Origin of the sequence: Sphingomonas arenae (genome assembly GCF_016924655.1) — a bacterium.
Lineage (GTDB): Bacteria > Pseudomonadota > Alphaproteobacteria > Sphingomonadales > Sphingomonadaceae > Sphingomicrobium > Sphingomicrobium arenae.
In genome coordinates, this window is record NZ_JAFFJU010000002.1 from 450,191 (window position 1) to 464,571 (window position 14,381).

The following is a 14,381-nucleotide window of genomic DNA, read 5'->3' on the forward strand; positions in this document are numbered from 1 at the left end:
GGCCGCTTAACGGTAGGGCGCGTCAGCGGCAAGGTTCGCCGCGATGGCCGCCTCCCACCGATCACCATTGGCCAGCAGCTTGGCCTTGTCGTAGAGCAACTCTTCCCGGGTTTCCGTGGAAAACTCCAGGTTCGGCGTCTCCACGATGGCGTCCACCGGGCAGGCCTCCTGGCACAGGCCGCAGTAGATGCACTTTACCATGTCGATGTCATAGCGCGTGGTGCGGCGGCTGCCGTCCTCGCGCGGTTCGGCCTCGATTGTAATCGCCAGCGCCGGACACACTGCCTCGCACAGCTTGCAGGCGATGCAGCGCTCTTCGCCGTTGGGATAGCGACGCAGCGCATGCTCCCCCCGAAAGCGCGGCGACATGGGCGTCTTCTCGTAGGGGTAGTTGATCGTCGCCTTGGGCTTGAAGAAATACTTCAACGTGAGGGCGTGACCCTTCACGAGCTCCCACAAGGTGAACGACTTGATGAACTGCGCGGGGCTCATGCCACGGCTCCATAGCGGGTCAGCATCAGCCAGCCCGAGATCACGAACACGAACACCAGGCTGAGCGGCAGAAAGATCTTCCAGCCCAGCCGCATCAGCTGGTCGTAGCGGTACCTCGGCACGGTCGCGCGGACCCAGCCGAAAATGAAGAAGAACAGCAGCATCTTGACGAACAGCCAGATGATGCCGGGGATGGCATAAAGCGGCGCCCAGTCGATCGGCGGGAGGAACCCGCCCCAGAACAGGATGGCGTTCAGCGCGCACATCAGGATGACGTTGCCGTACTCGCCGAGCCAGAAGAGCGCGAAGCTCATCGAGCTGTATTCCGTCTGGAATCCGGCCACGAGTTCGCTCTCCGCCTCGGTCAGGTCGAACGGCGTGCGGAAGGTCTCGGCCATGGACGAGATCAGGAACACCACCGCCATCGGGAACAGCAAAGGATTGAAGCCGAAGCCGTTGAGGATGCCGAAGATATGCCCCTGCTGCGCCATGACGATCTGCGTCATGTTGAACGTGCCCGCATAGAGCACGACGCAGATCAGGACGAAGCCGATGGAGACCTCATAGCTCACCATCTGCGCAGCCGCGCGGAGGGCCGAGAAGAAGGGATACTTCGAGTTGGACGCCCAGCCGGCGATGATCACGCCGTACACACCGAGCGAGCTTGCCGCGAGGATGTAGAGCAGGCCGACGTTGATGTCGGCGAGCACCACGCCGACGTCGAACGGAACCACTGCCCAGACGATCAGCGCGACCGTGAAGCTGATGATCGGCGCGACCAGGAACAAGCCCTTGTTCGCGCTGGTCGGGATGATGGTCTCCTTGAGGAAGACTTTAAGGCCGTCGGCGAAGCTCTGCAGCAGGCCGAAGGGGCCGACCACGTTGGGACCGCGGCGCAGCGCGATGGCGGCCCAGATCTTGCGCTCGGCGTAGATGATCATCGCCACCGCCAGCATCAGCGGCAGGGCGATCACGAGGATGCCGATGAGCATGGACCAGAACCAGGCCCACTCGTAGCTCGCGCCCCAGGATTGGAAGAGAGCGGTCATTCCGCGGCCTCCGCGATCGTCTCGCCATGGAGCAGCTCGGCCGAGCAGCGCTGCATGGTCGGGCTGGCGCGGGTGATGGCGTTGGTCAGGTAGAAGTCCTTGATCGGCAGCGTCACCGGGCCGCTCGCATCAGCGGGGAGCGACGGCGGCGCCCAGGGCAGGTCGATGAGGCCGTCGATGCCGAGCGCCGGCACTTCCGCGACCATCGCGGCGCGCAGCTGGTCGAAGCGGTCGAACGGCAGGGGCGTGCCCAGCAGGTCGGACACGGCGCGGAAGATCGTCCAGTCCTCGCGCCCGTCGCCGGGCGGGAAGCTGGCCTTCTCGCCCCGCTGCACCCGTCCTTCCAGGTTGACGTAGGTGCCGTGCTTCTCGCTGTAGGCCGCGCCCGGAAGCACGAGGTCGGCCTGCCGCGCGCCAGCATCGCCATGGTGGCCGATGTAGACCTTGAACGCGCCCGGGAAGCGCTCCGCCGCCACCTCGTCCGCACCGAGCAGGAGCACGACTTCGGGGCCCGCGGCCTCCAGGTCGGCGATGCCGCCCTTCTGGGCGTAGCCGAGCAGCAGGCCGGCCATGCGCGACGCCGCCGTGTGGATGACGTTGAAACCGTTCCAACCCTCGCGGACGACGTTCAGGCTGGCGGCGGCTGCTAGTGCCGCGCCGAGCGCGCCCGCTCCAAGGGCACCCGGACCGACGATGATCGCCGGGCGCTCCGCCGCGGCGAAAGCCTCGGCCACGTTCGCCGGCAGGTTGCCGAGCAGCGAAAGGTCGTCGCCGATGTTGGTGACCGGGTAAGCGAGGTCGACCAGCGGGCCGATGCTGAACACCTTCGCGCCGTGACGGCGAGCCGCCTTGCGAATGCGGGTATTGATCAGCGGCGCTTCCCAGCGCGGGTTGCTGCCGACGAGCAGGATGGCGTCCGCCTCCTCGATGCCGGCGATAGTCGAGTTGAACGCGACGGCGCTGAGCGACGACACGTCGTAATTAAGCCCGGTCTGCCGGCCTTCGAGCATCGCCGAGCCGCGGGTCTCAAGCAGCTTCTTCGCCACGAACATGGTTTCGGCGTCGAGCAGGTCGCCCGCGACTGCCGCCACCTTGGAGCCAGCAGCGCGCAGCTTGTCCGCGAACACGTCCAGCGCCTCGCCCCAGGTCGACTCCTGCAGCTTGCCGTTCACCCGCACCCATGGCCGGTCGAGCCGGCCCCGCACCAGCGCGTCGGCGTGGTGGCGCGTCTTGTCGGAGCACCATTCCTCGTTCACGTCCTCGTTGATGCGCGGCAGGATGCGCATCACCTGCGGTCCGCGCAGGTCGAGGCGGATATTGGTTCCGACCGCGTCCATGACGTCGATCGACGGCACCTTGCGCAGCTCCCACGGGCGCATCTCGAAAATCTGGGGCCGTTGCAGCAGCGCACCGACGGGACAGAGATCGGCGAGGTTGCCGGACAGCTCGCTGGTTAGCGCGCGTTCCAGGTAGGCGGTGATCTGCAGGTCCTCGCCGCGGTACAGCAGGCCGAGCTCCGGCGTACCCGCCACCTCGTCGGCGAAGCGGACGCAGCGCGTGCACTGGATACAGCGGGTCATGGCCGTCTTGATGACCGGACCCATGTACTTGTCGTCGACCGAGCGCTTGTTCTCGTCGAAGCGCGAGTAGCTACGGCCATAGGCCATGGCCTGGTCCTGCAGGTCGCACTCGCCGCCCTGGTCGCAGATCGGGCAGTCGAGCGGGTGATTGATGAGCAGGAACTCCATCACCCCTTCGCGCGCCTTCTTCACCATCGGCGTGTCGGTGCGGATGGTCTGGCCGTCGGCAGCCGGTAGCGCGCAGCTCGCCTGCGGCTTCGGCGGCCCGGGGGCCACCTCGACCAGGCACATGCGGCAGTTGCCGGCGATGCTCAGCCGCTCGTGGTAGCAGAAGCGCGGGATCTCCTTGCCGGCAAGCTCGCACGCCTGCAGCACGGTCGCGCCCGCGGGGACCTCGATTTCCTGTCCGTCGACAGTGACTTTAGGCATCGTGAGACCTCAACGCGCCCGCCCCATAGACGCGATCAAAAAGCAATAAAGCAAGGGCCAGCGCGGCAGGTGCAGTGAACACTGCAATGGCTCCAGCCCAGTACCAGGTACCGACCCCAAGGCCCTGCTGAATAGCAATACGAACCGCGAAAAGGATCGCGTTCAGTACCGACAGGACCAGTGCGACTTGAAGCAGGAGGCTGACAAGACGTGTCACTCGGCCGCCTCCAGCATGCCGCCGCTGCGCTCGGCGATGCGGCGCTCGAGTTCGGGGCGGAAGTGGCGGATGAGGCCCTGGATCGGCCAGGCCGCGGCGTCGCCCAGCGCGCAGATGGTGTGGCCCTCTACCTGCTTGGTGACGTCGTACAGGCGATCGATCATCTCGGGCGCAGCGTCGCCTTCGCGGAGGCGTTCCATGATCCGCCACATCCAGCCGGTGCCCTCGCGGCATGGCGTGCACTGGCCGCAGCTTTCATGCTTGTAGAAATAGCTCAGGCGAGCGATCGCGCGGACGATGTCGGTGGACTTGTCCATGACGATGACCGCCGCCGTTCCGAGGCCGGAGCCGAGCGCCTTCAGCCCGTCGAAATCCATCGGCGCGTCCATGATCTCGGCCGCGGGGACCAGCGGTACCGACGATCCGCCCGGGATCACCGCCAGCAGGTTGTCCCAGCCACCACGGATGCCGCCGCAGTGCCGGTCGATCAGCTCGCGGAACGGGATCGACATGCTCTCCTCGACCACACACGGCTTGTTCACGTGGCCGCTGATCTGGAAGAGCTTGGTGCCTTCGTTCTTGGGATTGCCGAAGCCGGCGAACCAGGCGGCGCCGCGACGGAGGATCGTCGGTACGACCGCGATCGATTCCACGTTGTTGACGGTCGTCGGGCAGCCATAGAGGCCAGCGCCGGCGGGGAACGGCGGCTTCAGGCGCGGTCGGCCCTGCTTGCCTTCCAGGCTCTCCAGCATCGCGGTTTCTTCGCCGCAGATGTAGGCACCGGCGCCGCGGTGAACGAAAACGTCGAAGTCGTAGCCCGACTTGGCCGCATTCTTGCCGAGCAGGCCGGCAGTGTAAGCCTCCTTGACCGCTTTCTCCAGCGCCGCCGCCTCGACGATGAACTCGCCGCGGACGTAGATGTAGGCCGCGCGGGCGCGCATGGCGAAGCCGGCGATCAGCGCGCCTTCGACCAGCTTGTGCGGGTCGTGGCGCAGGATTTCGCGGTCCTTGCAGCTGCCGGGCTCGGATTCGTCGGCGTTGATGACGAGGAAGTTGGGCTTACCAGGCTTGGGCTCCTTGGGCATGAAGCTCCACTTCATGCCGGTCGGGAAGCCCGCGCCCCCACGACCGCGGAGGCCCGAGGCCTTCACCTCGTCAATGATCGTGTCCTGCCCGCGCGCCATTAAGGCGGCGGTATTGTCCCAATCGCCACGGGCCTGCGCCGCCTTCAGGTCGGGCGACTGGAAGCCGTAGAGATTGGTGAAGATGCGGTCCTTGTCCGCGAGGGGCGTCACGCTGCCCATCAGATCCCACCCTGGCTGAGGAAATAGATGACCGCCAGCACGATCAGCGCGATCACGCCGAATTTCACGAGTCCGGCGATGAAGCGGAACGCGAGGAAGGCGGCGACGACGGCGATGATGATCAGGACGACGTCGCTCATGCGTTTTCGCCCGCCGCCGCATTCCATTGCGGACGATAGTCGTAGTTGCGCTCGGCCATCTTCTTGAGCGTGGTCGGTCCGCCCTCCGGGCAGCTGGTCTGCCGGTCGATCTGCGGGCCCGGCTTCGGCTTCTCCCCGCGAGCCAGCGCGTCGAGGATCGCGCCCATACTCTCCTCGGTGAGGTCCTCGTAATTGTCGTCGTTGATCTGGACCATCGGCGCATTGGCGCAGGCGCCAAGGCACTCGACCTCGGTCAGCGTGAACAGCCCGTCGGGCGTCGTGTAGCCCTTCTTGATGCCGCGCTTCTCGCACGCCGCGAGCACGTCGTCCGACCCGCGCAGCATGCACGGCGTAGTGCCGCACAGCTGGATGTGGTGACGGCCGACCGGCACGAGGTTGTACATGGTGTAGAAGCTGGCGACCTCCATCGCCCGCATCGGCGCCATTTGACACTCGGCGGCGACGAACTCGATCACCGGGATCGGCAGCCACCCTTGGGTGCCCGTCTCCTCCCCGACCTGCCGCTGGGCGAGATCGAGCAGCGGCATGACGGCAGAGGCCTTGCGGCCCTCCGGGTAACGCGCGAGGATCTCCGCCGCGCGGGCCGCATGCTTCTTGTCCCAGGTGAATCCACCCCAGCGCTCACGCAGCTCGGGGACGTCCGGGGCGAAATGACGCTCGGCCATTAGCGGTCACACTCCCCGAACACGATGTCCATCGCACCGAGCACGGCAGTCGCGTCGGCCAGCATGTGGCCCTTCATCATGAAGTCCATCGCCTGCAGGTGGCTGAAGGCCGTCGGGCGGATCTTGCAGCGGTACGGCTTGTTGGTGCCGTCGCTGACCAGATAGACGCCGAACTCGCCCTTGGGGCTTTCGGTCGCGACATAGACCTCGCCGGCGGGCACGTGGAAGCCTTCGGTGTAGAGCTTGAAGTGGTGGATCAGCGCTTCCATCGACTGCTTCATCTCCGCGCGGGCCGGCGGGAAAACCTTGCGATCGAGGGTTCCGATCGGGCCTTGGGGCATCTGCTGCAGGCACTGCCGGGCGATGCGCCAGCTCTGGCGGACCTCCTCCACGCGGACCATGAAACGGTCGTAGCAGTCGCTGTTGGTGCCAACGGGGATGTCGAAGTCAATGCGGTCGTAGACCTCGTAGGGCTGCGCCTTGCGGATGTCCCACGGCAGGCCGGTCGCGCGGATCATCGGGCCGGAAAAGCCCCAGGCGATCGCGTCTTCGCGGCTGACCACGCCGATGTCGACGTTGCGCTGCTTGAAGATGCGGTTGTCGGCCACCAGGCTGATCGCGTCCTCGAACAGCTGCAGCCGGTTGTCGAGGAAGTCGCCGATGTCGGCGAGAACGCTCGGAGGGATGTCCTGGTGGACGCCGCCGACGCGGAAGTAGTTGGCGTGCATCCGCGCGCCGGACACGCGCTCGTAGAGCTGCATCAGGTCTTCGCGAATCTCGAACAGCCACAGGTTGGGTGTCATTGCGCCCACGTCCATGACGTGGCTGCCGAGGTTCAGCATGTGGTTCTTGATGCGGGTGAGCTCCGCCATCATCGTGCGGATGTATTGCGCACGGATGGGGATCTCGAGGCCCATCAGCTTCTCGATCGCGAGCACGAAGCTGTGCTCCATGCACATGGGCGAGCAGTAATCGAGCCGATCGAAGTAAGGGATCGCCTGCGCGTAGGTCTTGTACTCGATCAGCTTCTCGGTGCCGCGGTGGAGCAGGCCCACGTGCGGGTCGACGCGCTCGACCGTTTCGCCGTCCAGCTCCATGATCAGGCGCAGCACGCCGTGGGCCGCCGGGTGCTGCGGACCGAAGTTGATCGTGTAGTTGCGGATCGCCTCGTCGCCGAGGTTCTGGTCGCCCATCTCGGGCAGGACGCTGACCTCGACGCGGCGAGTCTGCTTGCCCTCGCGAGTGATCTCGGTGGCGGCTTGGGTCGTGGTGGTCATCACTGGGATTCCGGGCCGCCCTGAGAGGCAGGCTTGTTGTTGCCGGGCAGCGGCTCGGGAACGTCGGTCTTCACGCCGCCGAGTTGCGCTTCCTTGGCCTCATTGGGCTTGCGCGCCTCGGCCTGCGCCTGACCAGCGCCCTTGCGGGCGCCTTCGTCATGGTCGGTCGTGTACGGCTTGGGATCGCGCTTTTCGGTTGAGGCCTTGGCTTCCACGCGGGGCGCCTGCCCGGTAGCCGGCGCCGGGGAAGGCGCGCCTGCGGCCTGAGGCTCGGCTTTCTCGTCTCCGGGCAGCCGATACTCCGGCCCGTTCCACGGGGTGAGGAAGTCGAACGCGCGGAAATCCTGGGCCAGTTGGACTGGTTCGTAGACGACGCGCTTTTCGGCTTCCGAGTAGCGCATCTCGACATGCCCCGTCATCGGGAAGTCCTTGCGCAGCGGATGCCCCTCGAACCCGTAGTCGGTGAGGATGCGCCGCAGGTCCGGGTTGCCAGCGAAGCCGACGCCGTAGAGATCGAAGACCTCGCGTTCGAGCCAGCCTGCGACCGGCCACAGGGTGGTGACCGTCGGCACGGGCGTAACCTCGTCGGTCATGACCTTCACCCGGATGCGGCGGTTCCGCGTCAGCGAGAGCAGGTGGTAGTTGACCTCGAACCGCTCAGGCCGGCTCGGGTAGTCGACGCCAGCGATCTCCATCAGCGACTGGTACTCGAGCCCGGGAGTGTCGCGGAGCAGGCGGCAAGCCTCCTCCACTCCGTCGCGGCGGACGGTGACGGTGATCTCGCCGACGTGATCCTTCACGTCGAGGATCAGCGCGCCGAGCGCCGCCTGGACAGCCTCGATCACGCCGTCGTCGGACGCGGTCTGGGGCACGTGGGGGGCGAGTTTCTGGGTCATGTCAGCAAACCCCCGACGCGCTCACGCTGAGCTTGTCAAAGCGTGGCTCAACACCCTTGCCCTTACGGTCTCTTCGATCCGACAGGCTCAGGGTGAGCGCAAGAAGCGTCCTGAACATCACCGCTCGATCGTCCCTTCGCGGCGGATCTTCCGCTGGAGCTGGAGGATTCCATAGAGCAGCGCCTCCGCCGTCGGCGGACAGCCCGGCACGTAGATGTCGACCGGGACGATCCGGTCGCAGCCGCGAACGACGGAGTAGCTGTAATGGTAGTAGCCGCCACCGTTGGCGCACGACCCCATGGAGATGACGTAGCGCGGCTCGGCCATCTGGTCGTAGACGCGGCGCAGTGCCGGAGCCATCTTGTTGCACAGGGTGCCGGCGACGATCATGACGTCGGACTGACGCGGGGAGGCACGCGGGGCGACGCCGAACCGCTCGAGGTCATAGCGCGGCATGTTCACGTGGATCATCTCCACGGCGCAGCAGGCAAGGCCGAAGGTCATCCACCACAGCGAGCCGGTGCGCGCCCAGTTGAACAGGTCCTCGGTGGACGTGACGAGAAAACCCTTCTCGTTCAGGTCCTTCTGCATCTGCTCAAGCTGCTGGTGCTGGGGCGAGCCAGGGACGAGGCCGGCCGCGCGGGCCAGTTCCTCTTCCGTCGGGTGAGGATTGGCCGCCGGATCGAGCATCACTCCCATTCGAGCGCTCCCTTCTTCCAGGCATAGGCCAGACCCAGTGCCAGCTCGGCAAGGAAGATCATCATGGCGCCCCAGCCGACCCAACCGGTCGTGTCGAGCGTCACGGCCCATGGGAACAGGAACGCCGCCTCGAGATCGAAGACGATGAACAGGATCGCGACCAGATAGAAGCGCACGTCGAACTGCGAACGGCTGTCCTCGAAGGCTGGGAAGCCGCACTCATATTCGGTCAGCTTCTCCGGATACGGGCGGTCCGCACCGGTGAACTTGGACGCGATCATCGGCAGGACGACGAAGGCGACCGACAGGCCCAGCGCGACTGCCAGGAACAGCAGAATGGGCAGGTAATTGGCAGCTACGGCGGCCAAGGGAGACTCCCGGGATAAAGGCTTGGCGGCGCTCTAGAGCAGCGCCGCCGCAGAAACAACAGGGTCGAAAGGCGGCTTGTTCCCGTTTTTGCCTATCGCAGGGCCCCGGCGAGCAGCTTGTGCAGGCGGCTGTGCAAATCCCCGTTCGCCGCCAGATACTCGCGCCGCTCCACCATCCGGTCCTGGCCACGATAATCGCTGACGAACCCGCCCGCTTCCTTGACCAGCAGCAGCCCGGCTGCGCTGTCCCACGGGTCGAGATCGTCTTCCCAGAAACCATCCATTCGCCCCGCGGCCACCCAGGCGAAATCCAGAGCGGCGGAGCCGAAGCGCCGGATGCCCGCGACCTCGGGTGCGATCGCGTTGTAAATCTTGGTCCAACGGGGTGCATCCGACCGGCCAAGGTGCGGAATGCCGGTTCCGATCACCGCTTCGTCGAGATAGCGCCGCGCGGACACTCGCAGGCGGCGGTCATGCAACCAGCTGCCCCGCCCCTTCTCTGCCCAGAAGCTCTCGTCGGTCAGCGGCTGATAGACGAGGCCGTGCGTGATCTCCGCCTGCCCGTTCGGCTTGCGATCCTCGACGGCGATGGAGATGGCAAAGTGCGGAATGCCGTGGAGGAAGTTGGTGGTCCCGTCGAGCGGATCGACGATCCAGCGGGGCTTGCTGGGATCGCCCTCGACCTCGCCGCGCTCTTCCAGCAGCATGCCCCAGTCCGCACGCGCGTTCCGAAGCTCCTCCACGATCGACTGCTCGGCGCGCTTGTCGGCCATGCTGACGAAGTCGCCCGGGCCCTTCTTGCTGACCTGCAGCTGCTCCACCTCGCCGAAGTCGCGGCGCAGACGCGGTGCGGCCTTGCGAGCCGCGCGCGTCATGACGGTGATCAATCCTGAATGACTTACCAAGGCTTCCTCTCGCGCTCACCCTGAGCTTGTCGAAGGGTGCACCCACGCTTCGACAGGCTCAGCGTGAGCGCGGTAGGATTTAGTCCGCCCGCCGGACATATTCCTGGTTGTAAACGTCGACCACGATCCGCGTTCCCGACGAAATGTGCGGGGGGACCATGACGCGAACGCCATTGTCGAGGATCGCGGGCTTGTAGGACGACGAGGCCGTCTGGCCTTTCACGACCGCATCCGCCTCCACGATCGTGGCTTCGATCTGGTCGGGCAGCTGGACGCTGATCGCCTCGTCCTCGTAGAGTTCCATCACGACGTCCATGCCGTCCTGGAGGAACGCCGCGGCGTCACCGAGCAGGTCGCGTGGCAGGCTGACCTGGTCGTAGGTCTCCTTGTCCATGAACACCAGGTTGTCGCCCTCGGCGAACAGGAACTGGAAGTCCTTGGTGTCGAGGCGGACGCGCTCAACCGTCTCGGCGGAGCGGAAGCGGACGTTGTTCTTGCGGCCGTCGCGCAGGTTCTTGAGTTCCACCTGCATGTAGGCGCCGCCCTTGCCCGGCTGGGTGTGCTGGATCTTCACCGCGCGCCAGATGCCGCCTTCGTACTCGATGATGTTGCCGGGACGGATGTCCACGCCGCTGATCTTCATGGGATCGCCTGCTTCCGCTTGAACTGTGAAAAGAGCCACGCCGGGCGCGCCTGGACGCGTCCGAAACGATGGCCGCCCCTAGCGCGAAGCGGTGCGACCGGCAAGCAGCGGGTAGGGGTTGATTGGCTCGCCCTGGTGCCAGCGCCATCCCGGCTCCATCCGGTTGATGGCGAAGTGGAGGTGCGGGCCCGACGGATTCGCGTTGCCCGAGATGCCGACCGTTCCGAGCGGGGTGCCCCGGGTAACCTGCTGGCCTTCCTTCAGCCCTGGGGCGTAAGCATCGAGGTGCGCGTAATAATATTGCCAGCGCTGGTCGGGGGAGCGGACGTAGACCGTAATGCCTCCGCCCCCGTTCGAGTAGTAGAGCTTCTCGACGGTGCCGGGGGCGGCAGCCACGACCGGCCGGCCTCGGGGAGCCATGATGTCGATCGCGTTGTGCACGCGCGCGCCACCCGCGCGGGACTGGGTGTAGGTGTCCACCAGTTCGGTGGGACGAACGCCGTCAACCGGCACGGCCAACCCGGTCGGACCCACGGTCACCTGTGCGGGCCGGAGCTGACCGGCTCGCGGGGCTCTGGCGGCGCGGTCATATCCGACCTCCTCTGCGGCATCCGCCAGCACGGCTTCGGCCGAGGATGGCTTGTCGGCGGATCGGGTGGCGTTGCTCCAGACAAGCCACCCGCCCCCCGCGACCACTCCCAGGACGACCAGGTTGCCGGCGATGCTGAGACGACTGGCCAACCCGCCCCCTCTAGGCCTGGAATATGGCCGTGAAGCCCGGCTTCAGCATGCGGGACAGTCGGATCACATCCCAGTTGGCCAGCCGAATGCAGCCGCTCGACTCCGCCCGGCCGATGGTGCTCGGCTCGTCGGTGCCGTGAATCCCGTAATGCTCCTTGGTGAGGTCGAGCCAGGCGACGCCGACCGGGCCGTTCGGCCCGGGCGGAAGCATCTGCTCCTTCTCGTCCTTGCTCTTGTTGATGAGAATGTCGGGCTGATAATGAAACGGCGGCAGGAACGCGTAAGTGGTCGCTTTCCAGCGGCCGATCGGCAGCGGGTATTGCTCGGACCCCATGGTCACCGGGAACTGGGCGACGAGCTTGCCGGCAGTGTCCGGCAGGCGCGGGGCCGGGCCAGCATCGGCGTTCGTGCTCTCGCGGCCTTCGGGCACCTCGCCCTCATAGACCTTGAGGACGCCTTCGCTCTTGTCCACCACGACGAACGTTCCCTGCGGCTGCTGCGCGTTCACGTTGAACAGGTTGAGCAGCTGCGCCTGCTTGTCATCGGCCGTGTCCCCATAGTCCCGCGACGCCGGGAGCACGTTCGGCAGGCGGAGGGCCTGCCCGCGCCCGATCAGCTTGTCGGGGCCGTTCAGGGCCACGATCGTCCGCGGGGTCGTGTGGAACCGTTCGGCAAGCTTCTCGAGCATGTTGCGGTAGTGGAGGCCGTTGAGCTTGGCCTGCTGCTCCGCATCTTCGGGAAATGGGTAGACGAACGGCCCGCCCACGTCCTGCTCCGTCAGCTGGAGCATCCGCGTGGAGGGGCGCTTGTCCTGCAGCAGAGCTGCCCGGGTGGGTCCGTCGAGCTGGCCCGTGACCTTCAGCCCGCGCGCCTGCTGGAAGCCGCGCAGCGCCTGCTGGAACACCATGCCCTTCTTGCCGTCGATCACTCCCGTCGGGAACCCGGCGACGTCCAGCAGCACCTGCGCATGGAAGATCTCGCCGTTGATCTCGGAGCCTGGCGTTCCAGGCGGAACCCAGCGCTGCTGCTGTTGCTGCTGCTGCTGGGCAGGTTGGGGCTGAGCCGGTGCCTGCGCCATGGCCACCGCTGCTGTGGTAACCAGCGCGGTTCCGACCGCCAGCGACATCATCTTCTTCGTCACGCAACTCTCCATTGAGCGAACTGTTGGGTCCGTAACGATGGAAACGGCGCTTCTTTCCCGCGAGCCCCGACAGACCGTTCATGTCGGCTGCTCGGGCTGGGTGTACCGGCACTGGAAGGAAATCTTCTACCCGGTTGGTCTGCCGCAGAAGCGCTGGTTCGAGCATTACGCAACCGAGTTCGACACCGTCGAGATCAACGCGAGCTTCTACCGTCTGCCCCTGCCCAGCACCTTCGAGGGCTGGCGGATGAAGGCGCCGCCGGGGTTCCGCTATGCGGTGAAGGTCAATCGCTTCATCACGCACAACAAGAAGCTGCTCGACTGCGAGGAGCCGCTCGAGCAGTTCATTGCGCTGGTTCGACCGCTTGGGCCCGCGCTTGGTCCATTGCTCTACCAATTGCCGCCAAGTCTGCACCGGAACGACGGGCGGCTGGCCGCCTTCCTAGAACGGCTCCCTTCCGACCTCGAGCACGTAGTCGAGTTCCGCCATGCCAGCTGGTACGACGAGGAGGTCCTGTCCTTGCTGGATCGCCATGGCATCGGCTTCGTGGCGCATGACCTCGCCGGGCTGATCTCACCGAAGTGGGTGAGCGGCCGGACCGCCTACGTGCGCTTTCACGGGACCGGGGGCAAATATTGGGGCCGCTACTCACCAGAGCAGATGGGAGGATGGGCGGAGTGGCTGCTTCGGCAGAGCGAGGCAGGACGGAGCTGCTGGGCCTATTTCAACAACGACATCCATGGTCATGCGCTGGAAGATGCCCGCACCCTGAAAATCGCTCTGGGGCGGCTGCAAGCGGGCGCTGGGACCTGACCCGCAACGCGGGCGTTGGGCTTGCCATGCCTTATACCGCCATCCTGTTCGACATCGACGGCACGCTCGTCGACAGCAACGACTATCACGTGCTCGCGTGGGACCGGCCGTTCCGCGAGGCAGGTCATGATTTCAATCGCAAGACGCTGCACGATCAGGTCGGCAAGGGATCGGACAATTATGTGCCGTCCTTGCTGCCGGGCATATCGGACGCTGAAGCGGAGCGGCTCGGCGACGCGCACGGCCGCATCTACAAGCAGGACTATCTTTCGGCCGTGCGCCCGTTCCCCGGTGCGCGGGAGCTGTTGCGACGCTGCAAGGACGAGGGCATGAAGGTCGCCCTGGCGTCATCCGCGTCCGGGCCGGAGCTCCAGCACTACCTGACATTACTGGACTGCAAGGACGTCATCGACGGCTACACGAGCGCGGACGACGTCGGCTGCAGCAAGCCGTGTCCCGACATCTTCGAAGCAGCGCGCGAGAAGCTGGGAGTGCCGGCGCCGGAGGCGCTGGTGATCGGCGACACACCGTATGACATCCAGGCAGCGTGCCGTGCGGGCATGCAGGCGATCGCGGTTCGCTCGGGAGGGTTCTCGGACCCGGCATTGCAGGGCGCGATCGCCATCTATGACGATGTCGCAGCCCTGCTCGCGCGGTTTGATGCTTCGCCGCTCAGCCGCATCGAGGAAGCCGTATAGGCCACCTACTCCGTCGGCGAGTTCGGGGTCCCGGTCGGCTGCTCCTCACCGAGCTGGCCGCCGCCGTGGTAATCAATGCGGGTCTGTCCACCGTGTCCGCCGAACTTGTCGGGACCGTCCGGATTGTCACCCTTGCCTGTGTGCGGATTCGGATAGGCTCCGCCGCCGGACTCACCGGTATTTTGCAGGCCGCCAGCCTGATCGTCATCGCGGCGGGACGCGAGTTCGCCATTTTCGTCCGCCATCTCTCGACGGGTCGCGCCGCCATCGGCCTGCATCGGCTGCTTGGTCATGAAAACCTC

The 14,381-nt window shown here is 65.9% G+C and carries 18 protein-coding genes; 2 read left to right on the top strand and 16 right to left on the bottom strand.

The features are described 5' to 3' along the window. Positions 1-6 precede the first annotated feature (6 nt). From nuoI to JT720_RS08365, 15 genes are all read right to left on the bottom strand, one after another. Entirely contained in the window at positions 7-492 is a 486-nt protein-coding gene (nuoI, locus tag JT720_RS08295; RefSeq protein ID WP_205480730.1) for an NADH-quinone oxidoreductase subunit NuoI, read from the bottom strand. Continuing rightward, entirely contained in the window at positions 489-1,541 is a 1,053-nt protein-coding gene (gene nuoH, locus JT720_RS08300; RefSeq protein ID WP_205480731.1) for an NADH-quinone oxidoreductase subunit NuoH, read from the bottom strand. The genes nuoI and nuoH overlap by 4 nt, the downstream gene beginning before the upstream one ends. Further along, positions 1,538-3,550, bottom strand: coding sequence for an NADH-quinone oxidoreductase subunit NuoG (gene nuoG / locus JT720_RS08305; protein WP_205480732.1), 2,013 nt, complete (start codon positions 3,548-3,550; stop codon positions 1,538-1,540). Before nuoG ends, nuoH begins: the two co-directional genes overlap by 4 nt. Further along, the gene (locus tag JT720_RS08310; RefSeq protein ID WP_205480733.1) at positions 3,543-3,767 is read right to left on the bottom strand and encodes a hypothetical protein; all 225 of its coding nucleotides are present in this window, start codon (positions 3,765-3,767) and stop codon (positions 3,543-3,545) included. The genes nuoG and JT720_RS08310 overlap by 8 nt, the downstream gene beginning before the upstream one ends. After that, complete coding sequence (gene nuoF, locus JT720_RS08315; RefSeq protein WP_205480734.1) at positions 3,764-5,071, bottom strand: NADH-quinone oxidoreductase subunit NuoF; 1,308 nt, start codon at positions 5,069-5,071, stop codon at positions 3,764-3,766. Before nuoF ends, JT720_RS08310 begins: the two co-directional genes overlap by 4 nt. Then, positions 5,071-5,211 carry a hypothetical protein gene (locus tag JT720_RS08320; RefSeq protein ID WP_205480736.1) on the bottom strand — a complete coding sequence of 47 codons (141 nt, stop codon included), beginning with the start codon at positions 5,209-5,211 and terminating at the stop codon, positions 5,071-5,073. Before JT720_RS08320 ends, nuoF begins: the two co-directional genes overlap by 1 nt. Beyond that, positions 5,208-5,897: a complex I 24 kDa subunit family protein gene (locus tag JT720_RS08325; RefSeq protein ID WP_205480738.1), complete on the bottom strand. Its 690-nt coding sequence runs from the start codon at positions 5,895-5,897 to the stop codon at positions 5,208-5,210. The genes JT720_RS08320 and JT720_RS08325 overlap by 4 nt, the downstream gene beginning before the upstream one ends. Then, on the bottom strand, positions 5,897-7,090 hold the full coding sequence (locus JT720_RS08330; protein WP_205481380.1) for an NADH-quinone oxidoreductase subunit D: 1,194 nt from the start codon (positions 7,088-7,090) through the stop codon (positions 5,897-5,899). Before JT720_RS08330 ends, JT720_RS08325 begins: the two co-directional genes overlap by 1 nt. 83 nt (positions 7,091-7,173) lie before the next feature. Beyond that, positions 7,174-8,070 carry an NADH-quinone oxidoreductase subunit C gene (locus JT720_RS08335; protein ID WP_205480739.1) on the bottom strand — a complete coding sequence of 299 codons (897 nt, stop codon included), beginning with the start codon at positions 8,068-8,070 and terminating at the stop codon, positions 7,174-7,176. A gap of 117 nt (positions 8,071-8,187) precedes the next feature. Further along, positions 8,188-8,769 carry a NuoB/complex I 20 kDa subunit family protein gene (locus JT720_RS08340; RefSeq protein ID WP_205480741.1) on the bottom strand — a complete coding sequence of 194 codons (582 nt, stop codon included), beginning with the start codon at positions 8,767-8,769 and terminating at the stop codon, positions 8,188-8,190. Beyond that, positions 8,760-9,137 (bottom strand): NADH-quinone oxidoreductase subunit A, encoded by a 378-nt coding sequence (ndhC, locus tag JT720_RS08345; RefSeq protein WP_205480743.1) that lies wholly within the window; start codon positions 9,135-9,137, stop codon positions 8,760-8,762. Before ndhC ends, JT720_RS08340 begins: the two co-directional genes overlap by 10 nt. 92 nt (positions 9,138-9,229) lie before the next feature. After that, the gene (locus JT720_RS08350; protein ID WP_205480745.1) at positions 9,230-10,042 is read right to left on the bottom strand and encodes an inositol monophosphatase family protein; all 813 of its coding nucleotides are present in this window, start codon (positions 10,040-10,042) and stop codon (positions 9,230-9,232) included. 79 nt (positions 10,043-10,121) lie between these two features. Beyond that, positions 10,122-10,685 carry an elongation factor P gene (efp, locus tag JT720_RS08355; protein WP_205480747.1) on the bottom strand — a complete coding sequence of 188 codons (564 nt, stop codon included), beginning with the start codon at positions 10,683-10,685 and terminating at the stop codon, positions 10,122-10,124. Positions 10,686-10,763: 78 nt separating this feature from the next. After that, positions 10,764-11,426, bottom strand: a complete 663-nt coding sequence (locus tag JT720_RS08360) for a M23 family metallopeptidase (protein ID WP_205480749.1) — start codon at positions 11,424-11,426, stop codon at positions 10,764-10,766. A gap of 10 nt (positions 11,427-11,436) precedes the next feature. Continuing rightward, positions 11,437-12,567, bottom strand: coding sequence for a L,D-transpeptidase family protein (locus tag JT720_RS08365; protein ID WP_336511973.1), 1,131 nt, complete (start codon positions 12,565-12,567; stop codon positions 11,437-11,439). A 37-nt stretch (positions 12,568-12,604) separates the two neighbouring features. On the opposite strand from JT720_RS08365, the gene JT720_RS08370 reads away from it, so the two are divergent. Together JT720_RS08370 and JT720_RS08375 are read left to right on the top strand one after the other, a co-directional pair. Further along, on the top strand, positions 12,605-13,381 hold the full coding sequence (locus JT720_RS08370) for a DUF72 domain-containing protein (protein WP_205480751.1): 777 nt from the start codon (positions 12,605-12,607) through the stop codon (positions 13,379-13,381). Positions 13,382-13,407: 26 nt separating this feature from the next. Further along, complete coding sequence (locus tag JT720_RS08375) at positions 13,408-14,079, top strand: HAD family hydrolase (RefSeq protein ID WP_205480752.1); 672 nt, start codon at positions 13,408-13,410, stop codon at positions 14,077-14,079. A 5-nt stretch (positions 14,080-14,084) separates the two neighbouring features. On the opposite strand, the gene JT720_RS08380 is transcribed toward JT720_RS08375, so the two are convergent. Next, the gene (locus JT720_RS08380; protein ID WP_205480754.1) at positions 14,085-14,372 is read right to left on the bottom strand and encodes a hypothetical protein; all 288 of its coding nucleotides are present in this window, start codon (positions 14,370-14,372) and stop codon (positions 14,085-14,087) included. Positions 14,373-14,381: the final 9 nt, after the last annotated feature.

Excerpts from the sequence above, each read along its gene's own strand:
- nuoF (WP_205480734.1), bottom strand. The coding sequence starts at position 5,071 with ATGGGCAGCGTGACGCCCCTCGCGGACAAGGACCGCATCTTCACCAAT.
- JT720_RS08375 (WP_205480752.1), top strand. The coding sequence starts at position 13,408 with ATGCCTTATACCGCCATCCTGTTCGACATCGACGGCACGCTCGTCGAC.
- nuoI (WP_205480730.1), bottom strand. The coding sequence starts at position 492 with ATGAGCCCCGCGCAGTTCATCAAGTCGTTCACCTTGTGGGAGCTCGTG.
- JT720_RS08380 (WP_205480754.1), bottom strand. The coding sequence starts at position 14,372 with ATGACCAAGCAGCCGATGCAGGCCGATGGCGGCGCGACCCGTCGAGAG.
- JT720_RS08320 (WP_205480736.1), bottom strand. The coding sequence starts at position 5,211 with ATGAGCGACGTCGTCCTGATCATCATCGCCGTCGTCGCCGCCTTCCTC.
- JT720_RS08330 (WP_205481380.1), bottom strand. The coding sequence starts at position 7,090 with ATGGGCGACCAGAACCTCGGCGACGAGGCGATCCGCAACTACACGATC.
- nuoH (WP_205480731.1), bottom strand. The coding sequence starts at position 1,541 with ATGACCGCTCTCTTCCAATCCTGGGGCGCGAGCTACGAGTGGGCCTGG.
- JT720_RS08370 (WP_205480751.1), top strand. The coding sequence starts at position 12,605 with ATGGAAACGGCGCTTCTTTCCCGCGAGCCCCGACAGACCGTTCATGTC.
- nuoG (WP_205480732.1), bottom strand. The coding sequence starts at position 3,550 with ATGCCTAAAGTCACTGTCGACGGACAGGAAATCGAGGTCCCCGCGGGC.
- JT720_RS08325 (WP_205480738.1), bottom strand. The coding sequence starts at position 5,897 with ATGGCCGAGCGTCATTTCGCCCCGGACGTCCCCGAGCTGCGTGAGCGC.
- JT720_RS08335 (WP_205480739.1), bottom strand. The coding sequence starts at position 8,070 with ATGACCCAGAAACTCGCCCCCCACGTGCCCCAGACCGCGTCCGACGAC.
- JT720_RS08340 (WP_205480741.1), bottom strand. The coding sequence starts at position 8,769 with ATGGGAGTGATGCTCGATCCGGCGGCCAATCCTCACCCGACGGAAGAG.
- efp (WP_205480747.1), bottom strand. The coding sequence starts at position 10,685 with ATGAAGATCAGCGGCGTGGACATCCGTCCCGGCAACATCATCGAGTAC.